The sequence below is a fragment of the Stenotrophomonas sp. WED208 genome (assembly GCF_040984485.1).
GTDB classification, from domain to species: domain Bacteria; phylum Pseudomonadota; class Gammaproteobacteria; order Xanthomonadales; family Xanthomonadaceae; genus Stenotrophomonas; species Stenotrophomonas riyadhensis.
The window spans coordinates 675,870-696,692 of the sequence record NZ_JAZARB010000001.1 but is presented as its reverse complement, the minus strand read 5'-3'; the positions used below and the strand labels follow the sequence as shown (position 1 = coordinate 696,692).

At 66.4% G+C, this 20,823-nt stretch carries 16 protein-coding genes; 4 read left to right on the top strand and 12 right to left on the bottom strand.

Annotated features, from left to right (window positions below; all coding sequences use genetic code 11):
* Positions 1-494 precede the first annotated feature (494 nt).
* From VPH47_RS03100 to VPH47_RS03090, 3 genes are all read right to left on the bottom strand, one after another.
* A complete protein-coding gene (locus VPH47_RS03100; RefSeq protein WP_368850095.1) occupies positions 495-3,356 on the bottom strand; it encodes a TonB-dependent receptor in 2,862 nt (953 codons plus the stop codon).
* Between the two features lie 151 nt (positions 3,357-3,507).
* Positions 3,508-3,945: an ExbD/TolR family protein gene (locus VPH47_RS03095; protein ID WP_368850094.1), complete on the bottom strand. Its 438-nt coding sequence runs from the start codon at positions 3,943-3,945 to the stop codon at positions 3,508-3,510.
* Between the two features lie 146 nt (positions 3,946-4,091).
* Complete coding sequence (locus tag VPH47_RS03090; protein ID WP_197612311.1) at positions 4,092-4,499, bottom strand: biopolymer transporter ExbD; 408 nt, start codon at positions 4,497-4,499, stop codon at positions 4,092-4,094.
* A 151-nt stretch (positions 4,500-4,650) separates the two neighbouring features.
* Here VPH47_RS03090 and VPH47_RS03085 point away from each other — a divergent pair, with 151 nt between their 5' ends.
* From VPH47_RS03085 to VPH47_RS03075, 3 genes are all read left to right on the top strand, one after another.
* A complete protein-coding gene (locus tag VPH47_RS03085; RefSeq protein WP_368850093.1) occupies positions 4,651-6,636 on the top strand; it encodes a transglycosylase SLT domain-containing protein in 1,986 nt (661 codons plus the stop codon).
* Positions 6,637-6,703: 67 nt separating this feature from the next.
* Positions 6,704-6,940 (top strand): hypothetical protein, encoded by a 237-nt coding sequence (locus VPH47_RS03080; protein ID WP_125895797.1) that lies wholly within the window; start codon positions 6,704-6,706, stop codon positions 6,938-6,940.
* A gap of 114 nt (positions 6,941-7,054) precedes the next feature.
* Positions 7,055-8,275: a multifunctional CCA addition/repair protein gene (locus tag VPH47_RS03075; protein WP_368850092.1), complete on the top strand. Its 1,221-nt coding sequence runs from the start codon at positions 7,055-7,057 to the stop codon at positions 8,273-8,275.
* A 347-nt stretch (positions 8,276-8,622) separates the two neighbouring features.
* Here VPH47_RS03075 and VPH47_RS03070 read toward each other — a convergent pair whose 3' ends face one another.
* Genes VPH47_RS03070 through VPH47_RS03060 form a run of 3 tightly spaced genes read right to left on the bottom strand, consistent with a single transcriptional unit; the run spans position 8,623 to position 10,483 of the window.
* Complete coding sequence (locus VPH47_RS03070) at positions 8,623-9,057, bottom strand: SseB family protein (RefSeq protein ID WP_005419309.1); 435 nt, start codon at positions 9,055-9,057, stop codon at positions 8,623-8,625.
* 49 nt (positions 9,058-9,106) lie between these two features.
* Positions 9,107-9,442 (bottom strand): hypothetical protein, encoded by a 336-nt coding sequence (locus VPH47_RS03065; RefSeq protein WP_368850091.1) that lies wholly within the window; start codon positions 9,440-9,442, stop codon positions 9,107-9,109.
* Between the two features lie 3 nt (positions 9,443-9,445).
* The gene (locus VPH47_RS03060) at positions 9,446-10,483 is read right to left on the bottom strand and encodes a S41 family peptidase (protein WP_368850090.1); all 1,038 of its coding nucleotides are present in this window, start codon (positions 10,481-10,483) and stop codon (positions 9,446-9,448) included.
* Between the two features lie 409 nt (positions 10,484-10,892).
* Between VPH47_RS03060 and VPH47_RS03055 the strand changes: the two genes are divergently transcribed.
* A complete protein-coding gene (locus VPH47_RS03055; protein WP_368850089.1) occupies positions 10,893-11,327 on the top strand; it encodes a hypothetical protein in 435 nt (144 codons plus the stop codon).
* Between the two features lie 180 nt (positions 11,328-11,507).
* Here the strand turns inward: VPH47_RS03055 and VPH47_RS03050 are convergent, their stop codons facing one another.
* The 6 genes from VPH47_RS03050 to VPH47_RS03025 form a co-directional block, all read right to left on the bottom strand.
* On the bottom strand, positions 11,508-14,534 hold the full coding sequence (locus tag VPH47_RS03050) for an autotransporter outer membrane beta-barrel domain-containing protein (RefSeq protein WP_368850088.1): 3,027 nt from the start codon (positions 14,532-14,534) through the stop codon (positions 11,508-11,510).
* Between the two features lie 299 nt (positions 14,535-14,833).
* Positions 14,834-15,901, bottom strand: a complete 1,068-nt coding sequence (locus VPH47_RS03045; protein ID WP_368850087.1) for an acyltransferase family protein — start codon at positions 15,899-15,901, stop codon at positions 14,834-14,836.
* The gene (nagA, locus tag VPH47_RS03040) at positions 15,901-17,049 is read right to left on the bottom strand and encodes an N-acetylglucosamine-6-phosphate deacetylase (protein WP_110713698.1); all 1,149 of its coding nucleotides are present in this window, start codon (positions 17,047-17,049) and stop codon (positions 15,901-15,903) included. The genes VPH47_RS03045 and nagA overlap by 1 nt, the downstream gene beginning before the upstream one ends.
* A complete protein-coding gene (locus tag VPH47_RS03035; RefSeq protein WP_110713700.1) occupies positions 17,049-18,077 on the bottom strand; it encodes an SIS domain-containing protein in 1,029 nt (342 codons plus the stop codon). The genes nagA and VPH47_RS03035 overlap by 1 nt, the downstream gene beginning before the upstream one ends.
* 7 nt (positions 18,078-18,084) lie before the next feature.
* Positions 18,085-19,152, bottom strand: coding sequence for a LacI family DNA-binding transcriptional regulator (locus VPH47_RS03030; protein WP_006391719.1), 1,068 nt, complete (start codon positions 19,150-19,152; stop codon positions 18,085-18,087).
* 39 nt (positions 19,153-19,191) lie between these two features.
* The gene (locus tag VPH47_RS03025) at positions 19,192-20,478 is read right to left on the bottom strand and encodes a sugar MFS transporter (RefSeq protein WP_110713702.1); all 1,287 of its coding nucleotides are present in this window, start codon (positions 20,476-20,478) and stop codon (positions 19,192-19,194) included.
* Positions 20,479-20,823 lie beyond the last annotated feature (345 nt).

Genomic DNA, 20,823 nt, shown 5'->3' with positions numbered 1-20,823 from the left:
CGGAAGTGCAGGTGGTTCAAATCCATCGCTGCTAAGGAAGTCTGCCTTTTGGTTTGTTTTGAGTGTGGCTTTAGGCATTTTTGCCGTTGAGCCAGTAATTGCACTGAATTCGATTTTTAACCTAATAGGAGTAGTTATGCAGACATCCGTTTTTGATGCAGTCGTCGTTTCGTCATTCAAGTCGTTCTTCTCAGCGTCATCGGCAGTAACGGCAGGCTTGGCAGCGAGTGGTGCAGCACTCCACTTATAAGTAAACGCCCTCGGGAAAAAACGCCCTAGGGCGTTTTTTTTTGCTCGCAGTGGCTCCTATGAAGAATTGCTATCGGAATCGCGCACTTGGTGATGGGGATGGGATAGAGCCCATACTCGCAAGCAATACTGGTTGTCCATTTCCCGGCACCGCTCAATCAGTAGGCATGGTAGAGCCACCGGGCATGGCCCTGCGCCGCCGATGATGACCGGTGCCGGGAACATCCCGGCACCGGCTGCTCACATCAGAACCGCAGATCCGCGCGCAGGTACCAGTAACGGCCACGCGGAATGTCGTAGGTCGAAGCGTCGTAGCCGTTCAACGAGCACGACAGGCAGATCGGCGGATCCTTGTCGAACACGTTGTTCAGGCCAGCGGTCAGCTGCAGCCCCTTCATCCAGTCGATCTTGTAGCCCACCTGCATGTCGTGGAAGGTGGTGGCCGACAGTGTGTTGGTGCCTGCGGCCTGGTTGCTGCACACTGGGAAGGCAGCGGCATCACCGCAGTTTTCGGTCAGCTCGGAGATGTGCCGTACGGTCCAGTTGGCACTCCAGCGGTCCATCGTCCAGCCGATGCTGGCATTGCTGGTCCATTCCGGAATCGAACTGTCGGCCACTTCCACGCCTGGCTTCTGCGGCTGCTTCTGGCCGGCCGCGCCGGTGGCCTCGTAACGGCCGACGAAGGTGTTCTTCCAGCCCAGCTTGAACTGGCCGATGGAGGTCTGCGGCAAGGTCCAGAACAGATCCACGTCCCAGCCATCGGTCTTGATCGACCCCAGGTTGGTCAGGCGGTTGTTGAAGCTGCTCACTGCGCCGGTGCTGGCACGGGTGATGCCGTCGCAGTAGATCGGATCGAGCGTATCCACGCACAGGTCCAGCTGGGTCTGCGCGTTGATCGCCTGGATGGCACCATCGATGGCGTGGCGGTAGAAGGTCACTTCCACGTCGAAGCGCTCCGACCACGACGCATTGTTGCCGAACCACGGGCTCCACACGAAGCCGGCACTGAAGCTGCGCGAGCGTTCCGGATCAAGCTCGCGGTTGCCGCCGGTGGTCACCGAGATCTGCGAGTTGGCCTGCTGGAAGCCAGCCGGCACGCCCAGCGCAGCACAGTTGGCGGCGCTGCCACGCGGCGGCGTACCGCCCAGGCCCACCGAGCATGGATCGAACAACTGCAGGTCGGCACGTGCCGCCGAGCCGTACAGCTCACCGATCGACGGTGCGCGGAAGCCTTCGGCATAGGTCGTGCGCAGCACGAAGTCATCGGTCACCTGCCAGCGCAGGCCGTACTTGGGCGTGAATTCACCACCAAAGGTGGAGTAGTCCGAATAGCGGCCGGCCAGGCTCAGGTCCAGCTTCTTGCCGAACGAGGAGTCGGCGAAGATCGGCACGCTCAACTCCAGGTAAGCTTCATTGACGTCATAGGAGCCCGAGGTCGGCTGCGAGGGCACGCCGTTGTAGTGGCCCGCCACCGTCAACGGATCCGGCTGGTAGGAGCCCTTGTACCTGCGGTGTTCGACACCGGTGGCGAACGACACCGGGCCGGCCGGGAGCGTGAACAGCTCGCTGGACAGGTTGGCGGTGAACAGGCTCAGCTCGTTCTGGCTGCGGTCACGCACCACCGGCTGGATCCACTTCAGCATGTCCGGCGTGATCGAGCCCACACCACCGAAGATGTTCAGCGGCACGCACCCTGGCGTGGCGGCGCAGATGGCAGGATCGCCCAGCGCCATGTTGACGTTGTAGATGTTGTAGCTGCCGTAGTTGGTCTGTTCGGCCTTGTTCTTGCTGTACATGCCGTTGACGTCCCAGTACCAGTTGCGGTCAGCCGCCTGGAAGTTGCCGACCAGGCCGGTGGCGAAGTACGTGGTGTCCACCTTCTGCTTGAACACGCGCGCACCGCCCTCCACCGGACGGCGACCGATCAGGCTCAGGTTGTCACCCGAGACCAGGTCGAAGCCGAACGGGTTGTACGGGTTGAGCGCAGACACGGTGATGTTGTCGGCCAGCGGATTGCCGGTGGCGCCATCGGGACCGAAGAACAGCGGCTCCGGGCCGGCCTGGTTGGTCGACTCACGGCGGTTGCCCAGTGCCTTGACGTACCACTGCACGTTGTCGGTGATGTCGAAGCGGAACTGGCCGAACAGGCCTTTACGCTCCGAGGGTGTCAGCACCATGTTGTATTCGGCGAAGTTGAAGCGATCAGCACTGGTGAAGCAGTGATAGTCATCGGTGCGCGTGCAGCCGGCACTGCCGTCGTAACGCGGGTTGCTCACACCGGTATTGGGCACGATGTTCTGCACCGCACCAGTGTTCGGATCGGTGAACATGAAACGGCCCTGCGGAATGCCACCACTGCCGAAGGCCAGGCCGGTGCCCGGAATCGGGAAGCGCGACTGTTCGCGGTCCTTGGCAAACACCGGATCCTGCTTGGTCCAGCTCGCGCCCAGGAACAGGCTGTAGCGGTCGCCACTCTTGCCCCAGGCCAGGTCCACGCCCTTCTGCGTACCATCGCCCTTGCTGTACTCGCCGTAGTTCAGGGTCACCTGGCCGCCATCGAAATCACGGCGGGTGATGATGTTGACCACGCCGGCAATGGCGTCGGAGCCATACAGCGACGACGCGCCATCTTCCAGCACTTCAATGCGTTCGACGATGGCCAGCGGAATGGTGTTGAGGTCGGTCGCCGAGCCCACACCGGAGGCAGACGACTCATTGACCCAGCGGATGCCATCGACCAGCACCAGCACGCGCTTGGCCCCCAGATGACGCAGATCGACCTGCGCGGAACCGGCACCCACGCCACTGCCATCGGGCGGGAAGCCGAAGTTGCCGGACGAGTTGAACTTGGCATTGAGCGCGGAACCGGACCCGGTGAGCTGCTGCAGCACTTCGCCGATCGAATTCAGGCCGGTGCGTTCGATATCACCGCGGGTCAGCGTCTGGATCGGCACCTGGCCTTCGACTTCAGCGCGCTTGATGCGGGTACCGGTGACTTCCACCGCATCGAGGTTGGTGGTGGATTGTGCAGCGGCACCCAACGGTGCCAGGGCCGTCACGCACAGCGCAACGGCAACCGCCAACGGGCGGTGATGCAGGTGAATCATTCGCTCTCTCTCCAAAGGAATGTCGGGACATGGACTGCCGCGCTCCCCCCTGCATGGCGGCAGCGTCTCCTTTGTAAACAAGTGGTAAAAACCACGGCGTGATGATCGACACTCTTTCACACGGAATTGACGCAAATGACGGGTGATTGCGTCAGATCGCTACACATAAAGACCGGACGGTACTGTTCGCCGCGAACGGCGTTGATGCCGGCTGCGACAGCACCCGCCGATATCCGCCACAGCCCATCAAGTGGACTGGTCGGTGCCTGCGCTGGTTACCGGGCGCGCCCATCCGCAGCCCATGCTGGCTGAGGGCCAGCAGCACGCGCGCCATGTCTCCATCATCGGTGTCGTCGGCGGTCGCCAGGTGCACCCAGGGGCGACGCTGCTGCGGCATCTGTTGCGCCTGCACCAGCTGCCGCTGCAACGCGGCAGCGTCGAGCGGCTGGCCATTCCAGAACACAGCCCCTGCCGCATCGATGCGCAGGTTGATCGGCTGGGGCGAAGACGCCGGCCAAGGCGGGTACGCGGTGCGCTGCTGGAACGCCAGGAGGCCGGTTGCCTGCGCCATCGGCAGCGTGGTGATCACCCGTGCCAGCAGCACCCGCAACACATCCACCAGCGGTGCCAGGTTGGGGGGCAATCAGTGAGGCCGCACGCTGTGTCCCGTATCGCCTGCCACGTTTTCCTCGCAGGAGGAGCGGCCCGCCGATGGCAGGCCGCCCGTTGCCGGACTCACTGCACGAAGGCGATGCGCTCCATGCCGGTCGCTTCGGCCGCAGCCAATATCCGGGCCATGCCTTCGTACTCGGCCGCCGGGTCGGTGGCGATGCGCAGCTCCGGCAGGTTGCCGGCATGCGCGCCGGCCTGTGCCTGCAGGCGCGCCTGCAGATCGCCGATGGCCATCGGCTGGCCGTCCCAGCTCAACTGGTTCGACGCATCCAGGCGCAGTTCGATCGGCGGTGGCGGTTCGGGGCGATCGATCGTGCGATCGGTGGCCTGTGGCAACTGCACAGCAATCGGCCGGGCCACGATCGGCGCGGTCACGATGAAGATGATCAACAGCACCAGCATCACATCCACCAGTGGCGTGACATTGATGTCCGCCAGCGGGCCGCTTCTTCCTGCGCTACTGAACGCCATGTGCCGCTCCCTGCAGCCGGGCCGTTCGCCCAAGGTCGACACTACGTCGCCCGCAGGCCTGCCAGGCAGTGCACACGGCAGTGGCGTTCAGCTGCCGTTGCCGGCCAACAACGTGCACGCGCTGCGAAACTGAATTCAGCCAGCCCCCGCTATGCTGGGCGCCATGACCCGACGCTCTTCGACCGCCCTGTCCCTGCTGCCCTTGGCCACCACGCTGCTGATCGGTTGCGCCAATGCCCAGTCCCTCGACGCCCAGAACGCGCAGCTGAAGGCCGCGATCGCTGCCGCCGAACGCGGCCAGTTCGATCCCGGCCAGGCCGCTGCACTCAGCCGCCATCCGGCTTATGGCTGGCTGGAGTACGCCAACCTGCGCCGCAACATCGACACCGTCGATACCGCGCAGGCCCAGGCTTTCCTCAAGCGCTATGACGGCCAGGCGGTGGCCAATACCTTCCGCAGCGTGTGGCTGCCCTCGGTCGCACGCCGCCAGGACTGGCCGACCCTGCTCGCCAACTGGGTGCCCACCGACAACGCCGGCCTGCGCTGTGCGCAGCTGACCGCGCGCCAGGTGACGGGCAAGGTTGATCCGCAGTGGATCAGTGAAGCTCAGGATCTGTGGCGCAAGAACGGCAAGTCGCTGCCGGACGGCTGTGATGCCGTTTTCGCCGTACTGCAGGCCCAGGGTGGGCTGAGCGACGCCCTGCGCTGGGAACGCATCGATGCCGCCGCCGACGCGCAACAGCCGGCAGTGATGCGCAGCGCCGCACGCGGCCTGCCCGCCACCGACCTGGCACTGGCCAACAATTACGCTGCCTTTGTCGACAAGCCCAACGCCAGCGCGTTGAACTGGCCGCGCAACGAGCGCAGCCGGCGCATCGCCACCGATGGCCTGGCCAAGCTGGCCAAGGCCGATCCCGGCGCCACCGAACAGCAGCTGCCGCAATATGCGCAGGCACTGGGCCTGAGTGCCGACCAGCAGGGCCAGGTGCTGTACCAGATCGCATTGTGGACGGTGGCGTCCTACCTTCCGGATTCGGCGCGCCGCCTCAACGCGGTACCCGAATCGGCGTATGACGAGCGCCTGCACGAATGGCGCGTACGCGAAGCGATGTCGCGCGGTGACTGGCCGGCGGCGCTGACCGCGATCCGCAAGATGGGCAGCAAGCAGCGCAGCGACCCGCGCTGGCGCTACTTCGAAGGCCGCATGCTGGAGAAGACCGGCCAGGCCCAACAGGCGCAGCCGTTGTTCCGCGAGGCGGCGCGCGCACCGACCTTCCACGGTTTCCTTGCCGCCGACAAGCTGCAGCAGGGCTATACCCTGTGCCCCTGGAAGCCGAATGACAGCGCTCAGGCGCAGGCGGTGATCGCGCGCGACCCGGCCATCCAGCGTGCGATGGCGCTGTACCAGATCGATCGCGCTGGCTGGGCCGTGGCCGAATGGAACAGCGCGCTGTCGCGCTTCGATGACACCCAGCGCCGCCTCGCCGTGCGCGTGGCGCAGGACAACGGCTGGTTCGACCGCGCCGTGTTCGCACTCGGCAAGCAGCCGCAGGAGCAGCGCCTGTACGACCTGCGTTTCCCGCTGCACCACGACGCCACCATCCGTCGCGAATCGGCGCGCAACGCAATCGATCCGGCCTGGGTGGCGGCGGAGATCCGCGCCGAGAGCACCTTCACCCCGCGCGCGCGCTCACCTGCCAATGCCATGGGCCTGATGCAGGTGCTGCCGGCCACCGGTGCCGGCGTGGCCAAGTCGATCGGCCTGACCGGCTACGGCGGTGCCGACAGCCTGTACGACCCGGACACCAACATCGCCATCGGTACCGCCTACCTGCGCCAGCTGATGAACAAGTACGACGGCCTGCCGTACGTGACCATCGCCGCCTACAACGCCGGGCCGACCCCGACCGCGCGTTGGCAGGGCCAGCGCCCGGGCTTTGATCCGGACCTGTGGATCGAGACCATCAGCTACAAGGAAACCCGCGAGTACGTCGCCCGCGTGCTGGCCTTCAGCGTGATCTACGACTGGCGCCTCAATGGCGATGCACTGCCGCTGAGCGACCGCCTGATGGGGCGCCTGGTGGACAAGCGCAAGAGCTTCAGCTGCGCCGCCAACGCTGACCAGGGCGGCGATTGATCGCACAACGGTCGTGCCGGCCGCTGGCCGGCACGACCGGATCTCCATTCCCTGGAGAGGGAACGCAATGAGCCTGCTGGCCTGGATCGGGATGTTCGCCGCCTGGAGCCTGTTCGCCACCTGGGTGCTGCGCTGGGGTGGCGCGGCCTGGATGGAAGGCTGGAAGTCGCTGGCCTTCATCGACAGCTGGGGCAGCCTGTGGGACGAAGCGCAGATCAAGCTCTATTTCCTCTGCCTGTGGATCGTCTACGGCCTGTGGTTCCTGGCCGGCCTGTTCGTACCGGAGTGGCGCGGTTTGCCGTGATGCCTCTGCGTCGGTAGTGCCGGCCGCTGGCCGGCAACCGCTATTTGCCCAGGGGTTGCCGGCCAGCGGCCGGCACTACCAGTGCATCTGCGCCGACCATGCGATCATCCCCCCATGAAGATCTATCTTGTCGGCGGCGCCGTACGCGACCGCCTGCTGCAGCGCCCTGCCGGCGACCGCGACTGGGTGGTGGTCGGTGCCACGCCCGCGCAGATGGAAGCGCAGGGCTACACCGCCGTCGGCCGTGATTTCCCGGTGTTCCTGCACCCGAAGACCGGCGAGGAATACGCGCTGGCGCGCACCGAGCGTAAATCCGGCCGTGGCTATCGCGGCTTCGTGGTCGATGCCGATCCGGCGGTGACGCTGGAAGAGGACCTGCAGCGGCGCGACTTCACCATCAACGCGATCGCCTGCGATGAGGAAACCGGCACGCTGGTCGATCCTTACGGTGGCGTTCGCGATCTTGAGCAGCGCGTGCTGCGCCACGTCGGCCCTGCGTTCGTGGAAGATCCACTGCGCGTGCTGCGCGCGGCGCGCTTCATGGCGCGCTTCGCGCCACTGGGCTTCACCGTCGCCGAAGAGACCATGGCGCTGATGCGCGAGGTCGCCGCCAGTGGCGAGCTGGACGCGCTGGTGCCGGAACGCGTCTGGCAGGAACTGCGCAAGGCGCTGGCCAGTGAACGGCCCTCCGCCTTCCTGCGCACGCTGCACGATGCGCAGGCACTGGGCCCGATCCTGCCCGAGCTGGAAGCGCTGTATGGCGTGCCGCAGCGTGCCGAATTCCACCCGGAAGTCGACACCGGCATCCATCAGGAAATGGTCAGCGACATGGCCGCGAAACTGGCACCGGGTGATGACCTGGTCGGCTTCGCTGCCCTCACCCACGACCTCGGCAAGGGCCTGACCCCGCCGGAGGAATGGCCGCGCCACATCATGCACGAGCAGCGCGGCATCAAGCCGCTGAAGGTATTGTGCACGCGGTTGAAGATTCCCACCGAGCACCAGCAGCTGGCCGAAGCGGTCTGCCGCGAGCACTTGAACGTGCACCGCATCGACGAACTGCGCGATGCCACCGTGCTGGAACTCCTGGGCCGCTGTGATGCGCTGCGCAGGCCAGAACGCGTGGCGCGCATCGCACTGTGCTGCGAGGCCGACAAGCGCGGCCGGCTCGGTTTCGAGGACGCCGACTACCCACAGGGCGAAACGCTCAAGCGCCTGCACCGGGCCGCGCTGTCAGTGCAGGCGCGGGATCTGGATACCACGCATCTGAAGGGCCCGGCCATCGGTGAAGCACTGGCCAAAGCGCGGGTGAAAGCCATCGCCGCCGCCCGCTGAAGCACCTGGTAGTGCCGGCCGCTGGCCGGCACCTTCACATCTCCCGTCTATCGACGGCGCTTGCGCGAAAAGTGGTCGACAGCATGAGCACCCAACAAGACGGGTTGCATCAAGAGGAACAACCATCCACCCAACCGGAGCGTCTCCACCGGATTGAACCGGGTGATGAACGCAGCTGCCAGTGTCGAACTCGCAAGAAGGCCGATTTCATAGACCCATAGCGATCGGTTAGAACGCTTGCCCACGATGCTCCTCTCTATTGAGCAGGACGCACTTGCAAGCCATCGCTGTCGTCCGGCATCACGGGGAGCGCCGGCCGCTGGCCGGCAACCAGACAATCCCTGGATTCAGTGCGCCATGCCGCGGGTGATCGCTGCCGCACGCTGCTTCAGCTGGGCCACTGCATCGGGAATCATCTCCATGCCCACGTCCAGGCCCGGGTTCAGCACCAGGCCGACGCCGTCGCCGATACCGGCCAGCAGCGCGTGCACCGCAATCGGCATGGCATGGGCGAACTGCGGCAGCTGCTCGTGCCACAGACCAGCACGCTCGGGCGCGGTGAACACCGCGAACATCGGCTCGCCGCTCTCGCTGGTCAGCACCAGCGGCGAGATGCTCTCGTCCCAGGCGCCATCTTCACCAATGGCCTTGTCCAGCAGCACGAACGCCGTCGAGGTCAGCAGGCCGTCGAGGAACTGCGCTGCGGTCAGCGTGCCGTCCTGGGCCTGCAGCAGGCGCACCTCGAGGTCGTTGAGGGGTTCGAACGGGGTGTCGTGGTCCATGGTCGGTTCCGGTACGTGATTGCAGGACAGACTTTAACAGCCCCGGCCCTCAACCGATGAATCCGTGCCGCCACAGCCAGCCCAGCGCGGCCAGCCCGGCCACGACCACCAGCATCAGCGGCAGGCCGAAGCGGTGCCGCCACGGGATCGGTACCCCGCCCAGCTGCTGGTCCATGGTCTCGGTATCCAACACCCAGCCGTGCGCGCACCGGGTGCAGGCCAGTTCGTAACGGCGCTGGTAGGTGAAGCCGAACAGCAGGTCGATGCGCGCCATCGTGTAGCGCAGCTGCGGGGCGAACTCGGTTTCCGTCTGGCAGCGCAGGCAGTGATGCGCTTCGGCGGGGCCGACAATCACCACCCGTTCCTGTTGGCCGATCAGGATCATGGCTCAACGGCCCTGGCAGGCGGGCTGCGCCAGCAACCAGGCTTGGGCGGCGGCCACAGTGGCGGCATCACCCTCGACGCGCTGGTCAGGCTCGATCTTCAATCCATCGCCACGATCATTGCGGTCCCGCATCACGCTGGTGGTCAGCAGCAGGCGACTGCCATCAGCAAGGATGTGCACGACATTGCCGGTGGAGACACCCGCGGTCGGCTGGCCGAAACTCCGCGCCTGCGGGCGGCCACGCCACGCCAGCACCGAAGCCTCGCCCGAACTGCCGGTGCGCGGCCCGAACAGCACCGCCACCGGTGCGCCGGGCTGCCGCAGCACATGGCCGGACTGGCCGAAATCCAGCAATGGCTTGCCCGCCAGCTGCACGGCGGTCGCCGTCAACGTCCAGCGCTGCGGCCCGTGCGCGGTTTCGAACGAGCCCACGTCCTCGTTGTTCACCACCGAGGTACGCAGCAGCGGGGCCATGCCCAGCAGCATCGGCCACATGGCGCCACCGCCGTTATCCCGCAGGTCGACGATCCAGCCACAGCGCGCGCCGTCGTCCTTGCTGCGGATGACCTGCTGCCAGCGCGCGGCACGCTGGATGTCCTGACGGAATTTTTCCTGCGGCGTCGCGCCGGGCGTGGAGGCATAGCCCTCGATGACCACCCAGCCGATACGCGCATCCACCGCATCGGCGGCCCTGGCCCGGTCCACGGCGGCAGCGCCGGCCTGCTGCGCACGTGCAAGGGATTCGCGCTGGCGCTGGGTCGTGGTCCATGCACCATGGTGGCCGGTGCTGAGCGCAATGGCTTCGCGCAGAACGGCCAGCCGTTGCGCGGGGTCACCCTGCACCGATTGCAGTCGTGTGCGGGTGGCAGGCCAGTCCACCCGGTCGCGATACAGCGCCTGGCGTTCAAGCAGATTGAGGATCTCCGCTTGAGCCTCCGCAAAAGGCACTTCGACCGCAGTCGGGGAATTGGCCATGGCGTTGGTCGCCAGCAACACGAGCATCAGCGCGCCGATGCGGCGCACTCCCTTGCGAACCTGCATGCGACGTTTCCTTGTCGTTGAGTCAGGCGCGCAGGATAACCGGGAGAGGAGCGATTTCGCCACGCGCGAACTGTCGTATCTGACCCTGCCGCGACCTGCGGTAAAGCAGGCGCCAGGCGATCAGAATATTGCAACTTTGCCCATGTCATCGCGACGTACAACGCGCCAAGGTGGCCCCGTCGGCGCTTCCTGCGCTGACCGGGATTGGCGTCCTGAATCAAACATCGAAGGGAATGTGTTGCCGTCATTGCGGCAATCACGACAATGCACCTGCTCGCCCATGGCGGGCGGTGCGTGGGGATCCTCGCGATCCGTCGGCTTTTTTCCCTTCGATTTTGACCGGCACGCCAACCCGCACCGCCCGCCACCTTGCATCCCGCAGGTGGCCTTGCCCTGTGAGGTTGCCGCCATGAACACGCCCTTCCCCACCTATCCACGCCTGCAGGCACTGCTCGGCGCTGCACTACCCGGCCTGCAGCTGTCCACTACCGCAGCCGAAGCGTTGGAAGATGCGCTCACCGAAGTCCACGAACAGGCGCCGCCATCCGCGTTCTTCGCGCGATTGCGTGGTATCGCGCACAACCACGCGGCTGATGGGCAGCCGTGGCGCGAGCGGCAACTCAGCGAAGCGCGTGGCCGGGAACTGGCCGAGGCCACGCGCTGTCTGGCGGCAGTGTCTGCGTGTGGGGGTGTGTTGCTGGCCGCGCAGTCGGCGCGCGAGATGGACGATGCGACGGCGCAGTGTCCGCCGCAGGTGGAGGAAGGCTTGCTGCATGCAGTGGTGGTGCTGGCCGATCATGCCGGGGCGCTAGTGGAGCCCGATACACACGCCAGTGTGTTGTAGAGCCGAGCCTATGCTCGGCTTTGTGGAATTACGACCGAAGCAGCCGAGCATGGCTCGCCTCTACAGGGTCATGGCAGCGGCAGGGTTCGTGTCGACCAAGGTCGACACCTACCAGAGCGGAGCATGGCGGTGACGGGATGAGTGCCGACCCAAGTCGGCACCTACCCAAGCCTGCGGTGGTCACCAATCCGCGCGCAGGCCGATGTTGCCTTCGATGATGCGGCGCTTCTCGTTGCGGTCGCCACCTAGCTCGCGCGTGTAGTCGGCCACGGCATAGGCGCTGATCGTGCGGTTGAAGCGCCCGACCACACCCACACCGGCTTCCAGTGCACGCGAGCGCTGCGAATTGATGATCACGTCGTCGTCGAAACGGATGCGATCCTCGCCGGAACGGCCATGCCAGTAGTTGAGCTTGAAATACGGCTGCCAGCCGTTGTCGGCCAACTGGTAATCGCCAGCCAGGCGCAGGCCGATGCGGCCGGTCCAGGCGTTGTCGTTGTCGAAACGCACGCTCGATACCACATCGCGGCGGTCGTCCAGCGCGGTGCGCTGCCAGATCACCTGTACCTGCGGTTCCAGCCACCATGCGGACTGACCGACGTGCAGCAGCGGCTTGCCGGCTTCCACCGATACGCTGGTGCCATCGCCCTTGATCCCGAAGCCAAGCCCGCGCGAGGAACGTACGCGGCCGTCGTAGCGGCTCTGCATCGCCACGGCGTCGATGTAGCCGCCGCTGCTGTCGGTGAACGTCCAGTACAGACCCACGTGCTTGTCATCCAGGCGGTTCTGGCCCACCTGTACGTTCTCCCAACCCAGCGCCAGGCCGGTGGTCTTGCCCTGCGCACGGGTGCGGCCGACGAACACGCCGATCTGGTTGCGATGGTTGTCAGAGGCCGCGGCCCACACATCCAGACCGGCCTGCAGGCCCATCACATCGCCATCGAAGCCGGGCTGCGCATCCCCCTTCCAGTGGATCTCGCTGCTCTGGCCCACCATCCGGCCCCAGGCAGTGCGGAATGCGCCCTGGTTGTACAGCAGGCGCTGCTCGCCCTGCCGTTCGTGGAACGTGCCGAGGCTGGCCAGCGAGGTCTCGCGCAGCAGCGGCGGCACCACGGCGTAGGCGGCGGTCTCCACGCGGTACAGCGGCACCACTGCGCCCTCGGCGGGGCGTGCACCCGGCGTCGGCGGCGCGCCAGTACCGGGCAATGCACCGCCGGCCACCGGGACGTCCGGCACGGCCGGGTCGCTGGGCGGCGCCACCGGAGCGGGTTCCGGTGGCGGCGGTGGCGGCGCGGTCTCGCCGGCAGTCAGGTCCGGATCGGTAGCGCCTTCAGGCGGCGGTGGCGGTGCCGGGGTGATCGGCGGCGGCGGAGCGACCGGCGGCGTCAGTGGCGGTGGCGTGGCACTGCCGCCGCCGTTGGGTGCTGGCGTCGGCCCGGTCACCAGCGTCGAGCGCAGGTACCAGTTTTCGCTGGTACCAGCACTGACACCGCCCTTGAACAGGAAGTACTCGTAGGCACCGGCCGCGACCGGTGCGAACAGCGAGAACGCGCCCGGCGCGGTACGGCCACCATTCAACGCCTGAACCACCAGGATGCCATCGGCCAGCGTGGCCGCGCCGCTGCCGCCGGCATTGAGCACACCGATGCCGGTGGTCCCGGTGGCAGTACCGCCATCGATCACCAGGCGGTCGCTGGTGGAATTGTCCGCGCCCAGCACTGTACGCAGGTACAGCCCACCGCCGTCACCGCGGTAGTTGCCACGCACGGTGAACACGTCGCCAGCGCCGGTACCGGTCAGGTCGATGCGCCCGGCATTGACCATCTCCACCAGTGCGCCACTGTTGAACGGCCGGATGGCATGACCGCCACTGCCCGCGTAGACGGTACTGGTGTCATCCACCGTGAGCGTACCGGTACCGGTCCCGCTGTCGCCCAGCACCAGATCCCCATCGAAGCTCAGCTCGGTGCTGTTGGCCAGGCTGATCGCCTCCCAGTTCTGGAAACGGCCTACGCCGGCGGTCTTGACGTTGCTGAGGTTGAGCTGGTCGACGCCACTGCCACCGTCGAACAGCGGTACCGCACCGAGGTTGGCCTGGTTGAGATTGCTGAGGTTGGCCACGTCGTTGTCCGGCCCCATGTCGATCGCGCCGTAGACGATGCCGCCGCCGTTCCAGTTGAAGGTGTCGTTGCCGGTACTGAGCAGCACCTGGCCACGCACGGTGCCATCGGTGATGGTCACGCTGTCATTGCCGCCGCTGACGCTGATGTTGCCGCCGATGTAGGCCGTACCCGAGATGATGATGGTGTCGGTGTCGAAGCCGGTCACCACGTTGCCGTCCACGGTGCCGCCGGACTGGTCCCACAGGTTCTTGTCCAGCTTCATGTTGACGCGGCCGATGCGGCCACCGGTCATCCACGCCTGATCGCCATCCTCGAACGCGCCGATGATGCGGCCACCGCTCATGCGGAACGTATCGATGTTGTCGCCCTGCTGCAGCGCGCCGATCGTGCCGCCACTCATGACGAAATCGTCGCGGCCGCTGCCCTGCGCCACCACGCCGATGACAGTGCCGCCAGTGACGGTCATCTGGTCATCGCCACTGCCCTGGTCGACGCTGTCGATGGTGCCATTGCTCAGCAGCAGCACGTCGTTGCCATCCCCCTGCAGGACACCACCGGTGATGCTGCCGGCCTGCATTTCCAGGCGATCATTGCCGGCGCCGAACTGCACGCCGGTGCGCCCGCTGATCGTTCCGCGGTTGACCAGCACGCTGTCGCCGGCGCCAACGAACTGCAGGGCAGTGTTGTTGCCGGTGCTGATGCTGCCGGCATTTTCGACGCGGCTGCCACCGCCAAGCTGGACCGCCACGCCCCCCACCGAACTGATCGTGCCGAGGTTGGACAGCAGGTGTCCGCCGGCCCCGACCAGCGAAATCGCGCTGCCACCACCGCTCTGCTGCAGTTGTGCCGTGTTGGCGACATTGACGGTGATACCGGCCGCGCCAGTGGCGGTGACGGGAACGGTCTGTGGATTCGGCGCGTTGGCATCGCAGGTGACCGTCTGGCCCGCAGTCGGGGTGGCATTGTCACAGCCGGCCCAGGCGACACTGGCGGTCAACAGCAGGACGGACGGGACAGCCAGGGCCTGAAGCACGGAAACGGTGAGGCGGCGCGGACGGAACGCGCGCGGGACGGCACGGGACATACAGCACTCCTGGACAGGGGATCAGGAACTGCGGATATGCGGTACTGCGAAGGCAGTCTGCCGTGTGGTGAATGGTTTCGATAGGTGAAATTGAGTGCCCGTTATCACAGTTCAGATGCGAACTTGATCGGGCATCACCTCGCCTCTACGTGGCTGAAACCGTTCATCAAGGCGGCGATCGCAAGCCACGCGGAGAGCATCCACGCATGGCGTGGATCTATTGACCATTCCGCCTGCATCGCGTTCGCCTCTCGCCCGGTAGATCCACGCCATGCGTGGATATGGCGCGCCGCCGGGGGTCAGATCTTCAGATAGATCTTCCGCCGGTCCAGCCACCACGCCACGCCCCACCACAGCGCGACGAACACCAGCGCCTGCAGCATCGACGCCAGTTCCAGCGACTGCGGCATCGCGTTGGCCAGCTGCTGCCAGATCCAGCCCCAGGCGCCGGTCGCCATCAGCACCACCGACATCACCGATGCCCCCAGGTACGCGGTGATCGCGTTGACACCGAAGCGACGGCCCAGCGCCGGCCAGCCCTTCTGGTCGATCAGCATGTGGCCCAGCCACAGCGCCAGCGCGGCCAGGCCGCCGGTCCACAGCACGTAGCTGGGCGTCCACAGCTGTTTGTTCAGCGGCAACACGATGGCCAGCAACAGGCCGAGCACAGCGGTCGCCACGCCCAGCCCGGCCAATGCCGCCGAACGCCCGTTGCGCAGCAGGCCACCGGCAAGCAGGCCGAGCACCGTGCTGGCCAGCGCGCCCAGCGTACTCAGCAATCCTTCCGGGTCATGTCCGAGCCCGGTATCGGCATGCCACTGGTAGATCCACGGTGCGAACAGCGTGGTATCCAGACGACTGGCCGGATTGGTCCACGGCGCCAGATCGCCGACGCCCAGCAGCAGCACGGTATACCCCACCAGCAGACTGACCAGTACGGCCGCCTGTGCGCGCGGACGCGCATACACCGCCAGTACGCCCACCAGCGCCGCGCATACCGCGATCCGCTGCAGCACGCCCCAGATGCGGAAGTGAGGAGTATGCAACACCCACCAGATCAGCAGGTGCAGCAACGCACCGGCCACCAGGATGCGCAGTGCGCGCTCCAGAACGCCGCGCGCCAACGCGGGTCGCGCCGCCGTGTCCAGCGCGCGTGGCGCCACGCTGAAGGCCATCGACACGCCCACCAGGAACAGGAAGAACGGGAACACCAGATCGGTGGGCGTGCAGCCATGCCATTCCGAATGGCGCAGCGGCGCGAACACCGCGCTCCAGTCACCCGGGTTGTTGACCAGCAGCATTGCCGCCACGGTGATGCCGCGCAGGGCATCGATCGAGCCCAGGCGGCGCGGCGGCATACTATTCATCAGGCGGCCTCGTACTGTCCGGCAATCCAGGTACCACGCACCTGCAGGGTGTCATCCAGCAGCACCAGGTCGGCCTGGTAACCCTCGGCGATGTGCCCGAGGCGGTCGTCGACGTTGAGGAACTGCGCCGGATAGGTCGAGGCCATGCGTGCGGCTTCGGCCAGCGGTTGGCCGAGCAGCTGCACGGTATTGCGCACGGCGGTGGCCATGTCCAGCGCCGAACCCGCCAACGAACCGGCAGCGTTGCGCACCACACCGTCGATGGCGGTGATGGTTTCGCCATACAGCACGTAGCTGGGATCGTCGGCACCGACCGGCGGCATCGCATCGGTCACCAGCAGCAGGCGACCGCGCGGCTTGGCCGCCAGCGCCACGCGCAGGCTGGCCGGATGCACATGCACGCCATCGACGATGATGCCGATCCAGCTGTCGCGGTCTTCCAGCGCAGCGCCCACCGCGCCGGGCTCACGCCCCTGCAGCGGCGACATCGCGTTGTACAGGTGGGTGAAGCCGCGCACGCCGGCATCCAGACCCTCGCGGATCTCCTCGTAGGTGCCTGCCGTGTGGCCGGCGGCAACGATCACGCCGCGCTCGACCAGCGCACGGATCGTCTCCAGCGGCACGCGCTCAGGCGCCAGCGTCAGCAGGGTCACGCCGTTGTCGAGCGATGCGGCCAGTGCGATCTCCTCTTCGTCGGGCACGCGGAACTTGCTGGCATCGTGCGTGCCCTTGCGCGCCGGCGCGATGTACGGTCCTTCCAGATGGATGCCGATCACGCCTGGCACGCCCTGCGCGATCGCCTCGCGCATCGCACCGATGGCTTCACGCATCACCGCCACGTCATCGCTGATCAGCGTTGGCAGCATTGCGGTGGTGCCGAAGCGACGGTGCGCCTGCGCGATGGTGCGCAGTGCCGCCACGTCCGGCGTGTTGTTGAACAGCGCACCGCCACCACCGTTGACCTGCACATCGATGAAACCGGGCAGCAGCCAGCCACCGCCCAGGTCCACCTGCTCGGCGGCCTGGCCGAGCTGCGGTGCAGCGTCAGGCAGCAGCGCGCTGATGCGACCGCCCTCGATCACCACCGCCAGATCGTCTCGGAATTCATCGCCGGCAAGGATGCGGGCGTTGCGCAGGACCGTTGCCATCACACCGTCTCCGTAACCTTGTTCAGGTGCGGCGGCAGGTCCGGATTGAAGCCACGACGCAGCGCCAACGCGTTGATCGCGCGGTAGAAGCTCTGCACGGTCAGCAGCGGTGCGCACAGCGGATGCGGCGCGGCGGCCACCGGCAGATTGCCACCGGCACCGGCCATCCACACCTGCGCGCCACGTGCGGTGAACTCATCGACCACCGCGCGGGTACCGGCGCCGGTCTCATCCGGCTGGGCGAAGGCCAGCACCGGGAAACCACGATCAACCAGCGCCATCGGGCCATGCTTGACCTCGGCCGAGCTGTAGGCCTCAGCGTGCAGGCTGCAGGTTTCCTTGAACTTCAGCGCGGCTTCCTGCGCCGCGCCCAGGCCCAGGCCGCGGCCGAGTACGAACAGGTTGGTGGCATCGACCAGGCCCTCGGTCACCGACGTCCAGTCGCACTGCCAGGCCTCACGCATCGCGTCCGGCAGCAGGTCCAGCGCGGCACGCAGGCTGCTGTCCTGCTTCCAATAGGCAGCCAGCTGCAGCAGCGCGGCCAGCGACGCCAGGTAGCTCTTGGTCGCCGCCACGCTCTTTTCGGCACCAGCGTGCAGTGGAATGACCGTGTCGGCCAGCTGCGCCAGCGGCGAATCCTCGACGTTGACCAGCGCGATCACGCGCGCGCCGGCGGCCTTGGCAGCTTCCGCGTTGCGCAGCAGGTCCGGGCTCTTGCCCGACTGCGAGATGACGATGAACAGCGCGCCACGCAGCTGCAGCGGTGCGGCATAGACCGACCCCACCGACGGCGAGGCCGATGCGACCACCAGGCCCAGCTGGGTTTCCAGCAGGTACTTGCCATAGGTGGCGGCATGGTCGGAACTGCCGCGGGCGCAGGTGACCACGAACGGCGGCGGCGCGGCGCGCAGGCTGGCGGCCAGGGTTTCCATGGTGGCGTGGTTGCGCGAGAACTGGCGCGCGACCACGTCGGCCGCTTCAGCGGCCTCGGCGAACATCAGGGTGGACGTGGGGTCTGACAGCGACATGGCAGGCTCAGGCAGGATCGGAAGGAAGGGGGCGTGCGCCGGCTGGGCGCATCGGCGCGGTCGAGCCGCGCACCACCAGCTGCGGCACGAAGCCCTGGTTGTGCAGCGGTGCCGGCGCATCGTCGTAGGCGTCGCTGCGCAGCTGTGCGATCAGCAGGCGCGCGGCATGGCGGGCAATGTCCTCGGTGGCCTGCTTGGCGGTGGTCAGCGGCGGCCACGACTGGCGCGAGAACGGGCTGTCCTCGAAACCGGCGATGGACAGGTCGTACGGCACGTTCATGCCCGCCGACTTCGCGGCGGCCAGCACACCGGCGGCGATTTCGTCGTTGGATCCGAAGATGGCGGTGGGCGGCTCGCGCAGCGCCAGCAGGCGGCGCGCGCCACGGAAACCATCGTCGAAGGTGTAGTCGCCCTGCACCACCAGGTGCTTGTCCACGGTCATGCCGTAGTCCTTCAGCGCAGCTTCGTAACCGGCATAACGCTCGCCCGAGGAGCGGTGCGAGATGCCGCCCCAGAGGAAGCCGATGCGCTGGTGACCCAGCTGGATCAGGTGCTCGGTGATCTCGTAGGCGGCCTCGCGGTCGTCGACGAACACGCAGGCACCGTCGGCCGGGTCTTCGGTGGCGGCAATGATGCGCACCAGCTTGATGCCGCGCGCGGTCAGTGCCTGGATCAGGTCGCGGCGTTCGGACATCGGCGCGGTCAGCACCAGCCCGGCCAGGCGCGAACGCTGCACCCAGTCGGCCAGTTCATCGGCCAGCAGCGGCGAGCTGGAATCACAGGGATGGATCTGCAGGCCGAAGCCGGTCTCGCGGCAGGCAGCGAGCACGCCGTTCTGCACGCCGATGATGTGGTACGGGTTCGGGTTGTCGTAGACCAGCCCGATCACGAAGGTGGTGCCGCTGCGCAGGTTGCGCGCGGACGGATCGGGCTCGTAATCGAGTTCGGCGATGGCACGCAGCACCCGCGCACGGGTGGCCTGCATCACCGAAGGCTCGTTGTTGATCACCCGCGAGACCGTCTTCAGCGAGACCTTGGCCTTTTCCGCAACGTCCTTGATGGTCGCTCTGCGCATGGGTTTTCCCTGGGGTTGGCTGCCGTCCATCATCGCCGATCAGCGCTCCTGCGGCAGGCCGGCGCGGTGGCCGATCACCGAGTAGAACAGGATGTACAGGTAGCACGGCACCATCAGCAGCACGAACACCAGCTGGAAGTCGATGTGCTGCTTGAGCACGGCGAACAGCTGCGGAATGATCGCGCCACCGGCAATACCCATCACCAGCAAGGCCGAGCCGGTCTCGGTGAAGCGGCCCAGGCCGCGGATCGCCAGCGGGAAGATCGCCGGCCACATCATCGCGTTGGCGAAGCCCAGCAGGGCCACGAAGGCCACTGACACGTAGCCGTGGGTGGCCCAGGCGCCGAGGCAGAACACCACGCCCAGCACCGCTGAAATGGTCAGGTAGCGCGACTGCGAGACCACCTTGGGAATCAGCAGCAGGCCGACCACATAGCCGACCAGCATCGCGCCCAGCGTGAGCGAGGTGAACATCTTGGTCTGGTCCAGCGGCAGGTCGAAACCATGGCCGTAGGTACCGATCGCATCACCGGCCATCACCTCCACGCCCACGTAGACGAACAGGCACAACACGCCCAGCCACAGGTGCGGGAACTGGAAGATGCTGCGGCGTTCGGCGGCACCGGCCGCCACCGGCGTAGCGTTGGCTTCGGACGACTTGATTTCCGGCAGCGGCGAGAACAGCACGGCCACCGCCAGCAGCACCAGCAGGCCGGCCATCGCCAGGTACGGCGCATGGATCTTGGCGGCGAATTCGTTCAACAACTGCGCCTTGGTGGCTTCATCGGCAGCGGCCACCGTGGCCGACAGATCACCGATGCCATGCAGCACCACGGTACCGATCAGCACCGGGGCGAGCATGCCGGCGATCTTGTTGCAGATGCCCATCAGCGCGATGCGGCGTGCCGCCGTCTCGATCGGGCCGAGGATGGAGATGTAGGGGTTGATCGCGGTCTGCAGCAGGGCCAGGCCACTGCCGATCACGAACAGGCCGCCAAGCGCGCCCGGGTACCAGCGCTGGGTGGCGAACTCACCGAACAACGCAGCACCACCGGCCATCACCAGCAGGCTCAGGCTCAGGCCCTTCTTCATGCCGGTGCGGCGCAGGATCCACGATGCCGGCAGGGCCAGGAAGAAGTAGGACAGGTAGAACACCATCAGCACCAGGAAGGCACCAACCTCGCTGAGTTCGAAGGCGAGCTTGACGAAGGTGATCAGCGGGCCGTTGAGCCAGGTGAAGAAGCCGATCAGGAAGAACAACACGCCAACGATGGCGATGGAGGTGGCCACGTTCGGGCGCGCGCTTGCAGCGGGGACGGCGGACATCAGGAGGGCTCCTGCGGCGACGGCCGCAGAACGCGGCGTCGGAGAGTGGCTGGGAACAACGTTGTCACATTCTTTCGATGGACAACCGCGGTTTGTCAACTTCCATGCGCAGCCCCGTGAACCTCGTGCTGCACTGCGCAACCCGATCACAGCGCCGTGTGCTGAATGCGCCACAGCCCTTGAGCCCCTTGCAGCAACGGTTCCCGCGTGAAACCCAAGCTCACGCCATGTAAACGTTTACTGCATGTCGCATTCGTTGCGACGCAGCAACGAAAGTGTCACGAACTCGTTGACATCGTTGTCAGCGGGGTTACAGACTCCGCCCCAATCGCCGCCCCCGATCCC

Excerpts from the sequence above, each read along its gene's own strand:
- VPH47_RS03100 (WP_368850095.1), bottom strand. The coding sequence starts at position 3,356 with ATGATTCACCTGCATCACCGCCCGTTGGCGGTTGCCGTTGCGCTGTGC.
- VPH47_RS03090 (WP_197612311.1), bottom strand. The coding sequence starts at position 4,499 with ATGGCGTTCAGTAGCGCAGGAAGAAGCGGCCCGCTGGCGGACATCAAT.
- VPH47_RS03085 (WP_368850093.1), top strand. The coding sequence starts at position 4,651 with ATGCTGGGCGCCATGACCCGACGCTCTTCGACCGCCCTGTCCCTGCTG.
- VPH47_RS03080 (WP_125895797.1), top strand. The coding sequence starts at position 6,704 with ATGAGCCTGCTGGCCTGGATCGGGATGTTCGCCGCCTGGAGCCTGTTC.
- VPH47_RS03075 (WP_368850092.1), top strand. The coding sequence starts at position 7,055 with ATGAAGATCTATCTTGTCGGCGGCGCCGTACGCGACCGCCTGCTGCAG.
- VPH47_RS03070 (WP_005419309.1), bottom strand. The coding sequence starts at position 9,057 with ATGGACCACGACACCCCGTTCGAACCCCTCAACGACCTCGAGGTGCGC.
- VPH47_RS03065 (WP_368850091.1), bottom strand. The coding sequence starts at position 9,442 with ATGATCCTGATCGGCCAACAGGAACGGGTGGTGATTGTCGGCCCCGCC.
- VPH47_RS03060 (WP_368850090.1), bottom strand. The coding sequence starts at position 10,483 with ATGCAGGTTCGCAAGGGAGTGCGCCGCATCGGCGCGCTGATGCTCGTG.
- VPH47_RS03055 (WP_368850089.1), top strand. The coding sequence starts at position 10,893 with ATGAACACGCCCTTCCCCACCTATCCACGCCTGCAGGCACTGCTCGGC.
- VPH47_RS03050 (WP_368850088.1), bottom strand. The coding sequence starts at position 14,534 with ATGTCCCGTGCCGTCCCGCGCGCGTTCCGTCCGCGCCGCCTCACCGTT.
- VPH47_RS03045 (WP_368850087.1), bottom strand. The coding sequence starts at position 15,901 with ATGAATAGTATGCCGCCGCGCCGCCTGGGCTCGATCGATGCCCTGCGC.
- nagA (WP_110713698.1), bottom strand. The coding sequence starts at position 17,049 with ATGGCAACGGTCCTGCGCAACGCCCGCATCCTTGCCGGCGATGAATTC.
- VPH47_RS03035 (WP_110713700.1), bottom strand. The coding sequence starts at position 18,077 with ATGTCGCTGTCAGACCCCACGTCCACCCTGATGTTCGCCGAGGCCGCT.
- VPH47_RS03030 (WP_006391719.1), bottom strand. The coding sequence starts at position 19,152 with ATGCGCAGAGCGACCATCAAGGACGTTGCGGAAAAGGCCAAGGTCTCG.
- VPH47_RS03025 (WP_110713702.1), bottom strand. The coding sequence starts at position 20,478 with ATGTCCGCCGTCCCCGCTGCAAGCGCGCGCCCGAACGTGGCCACCTCC.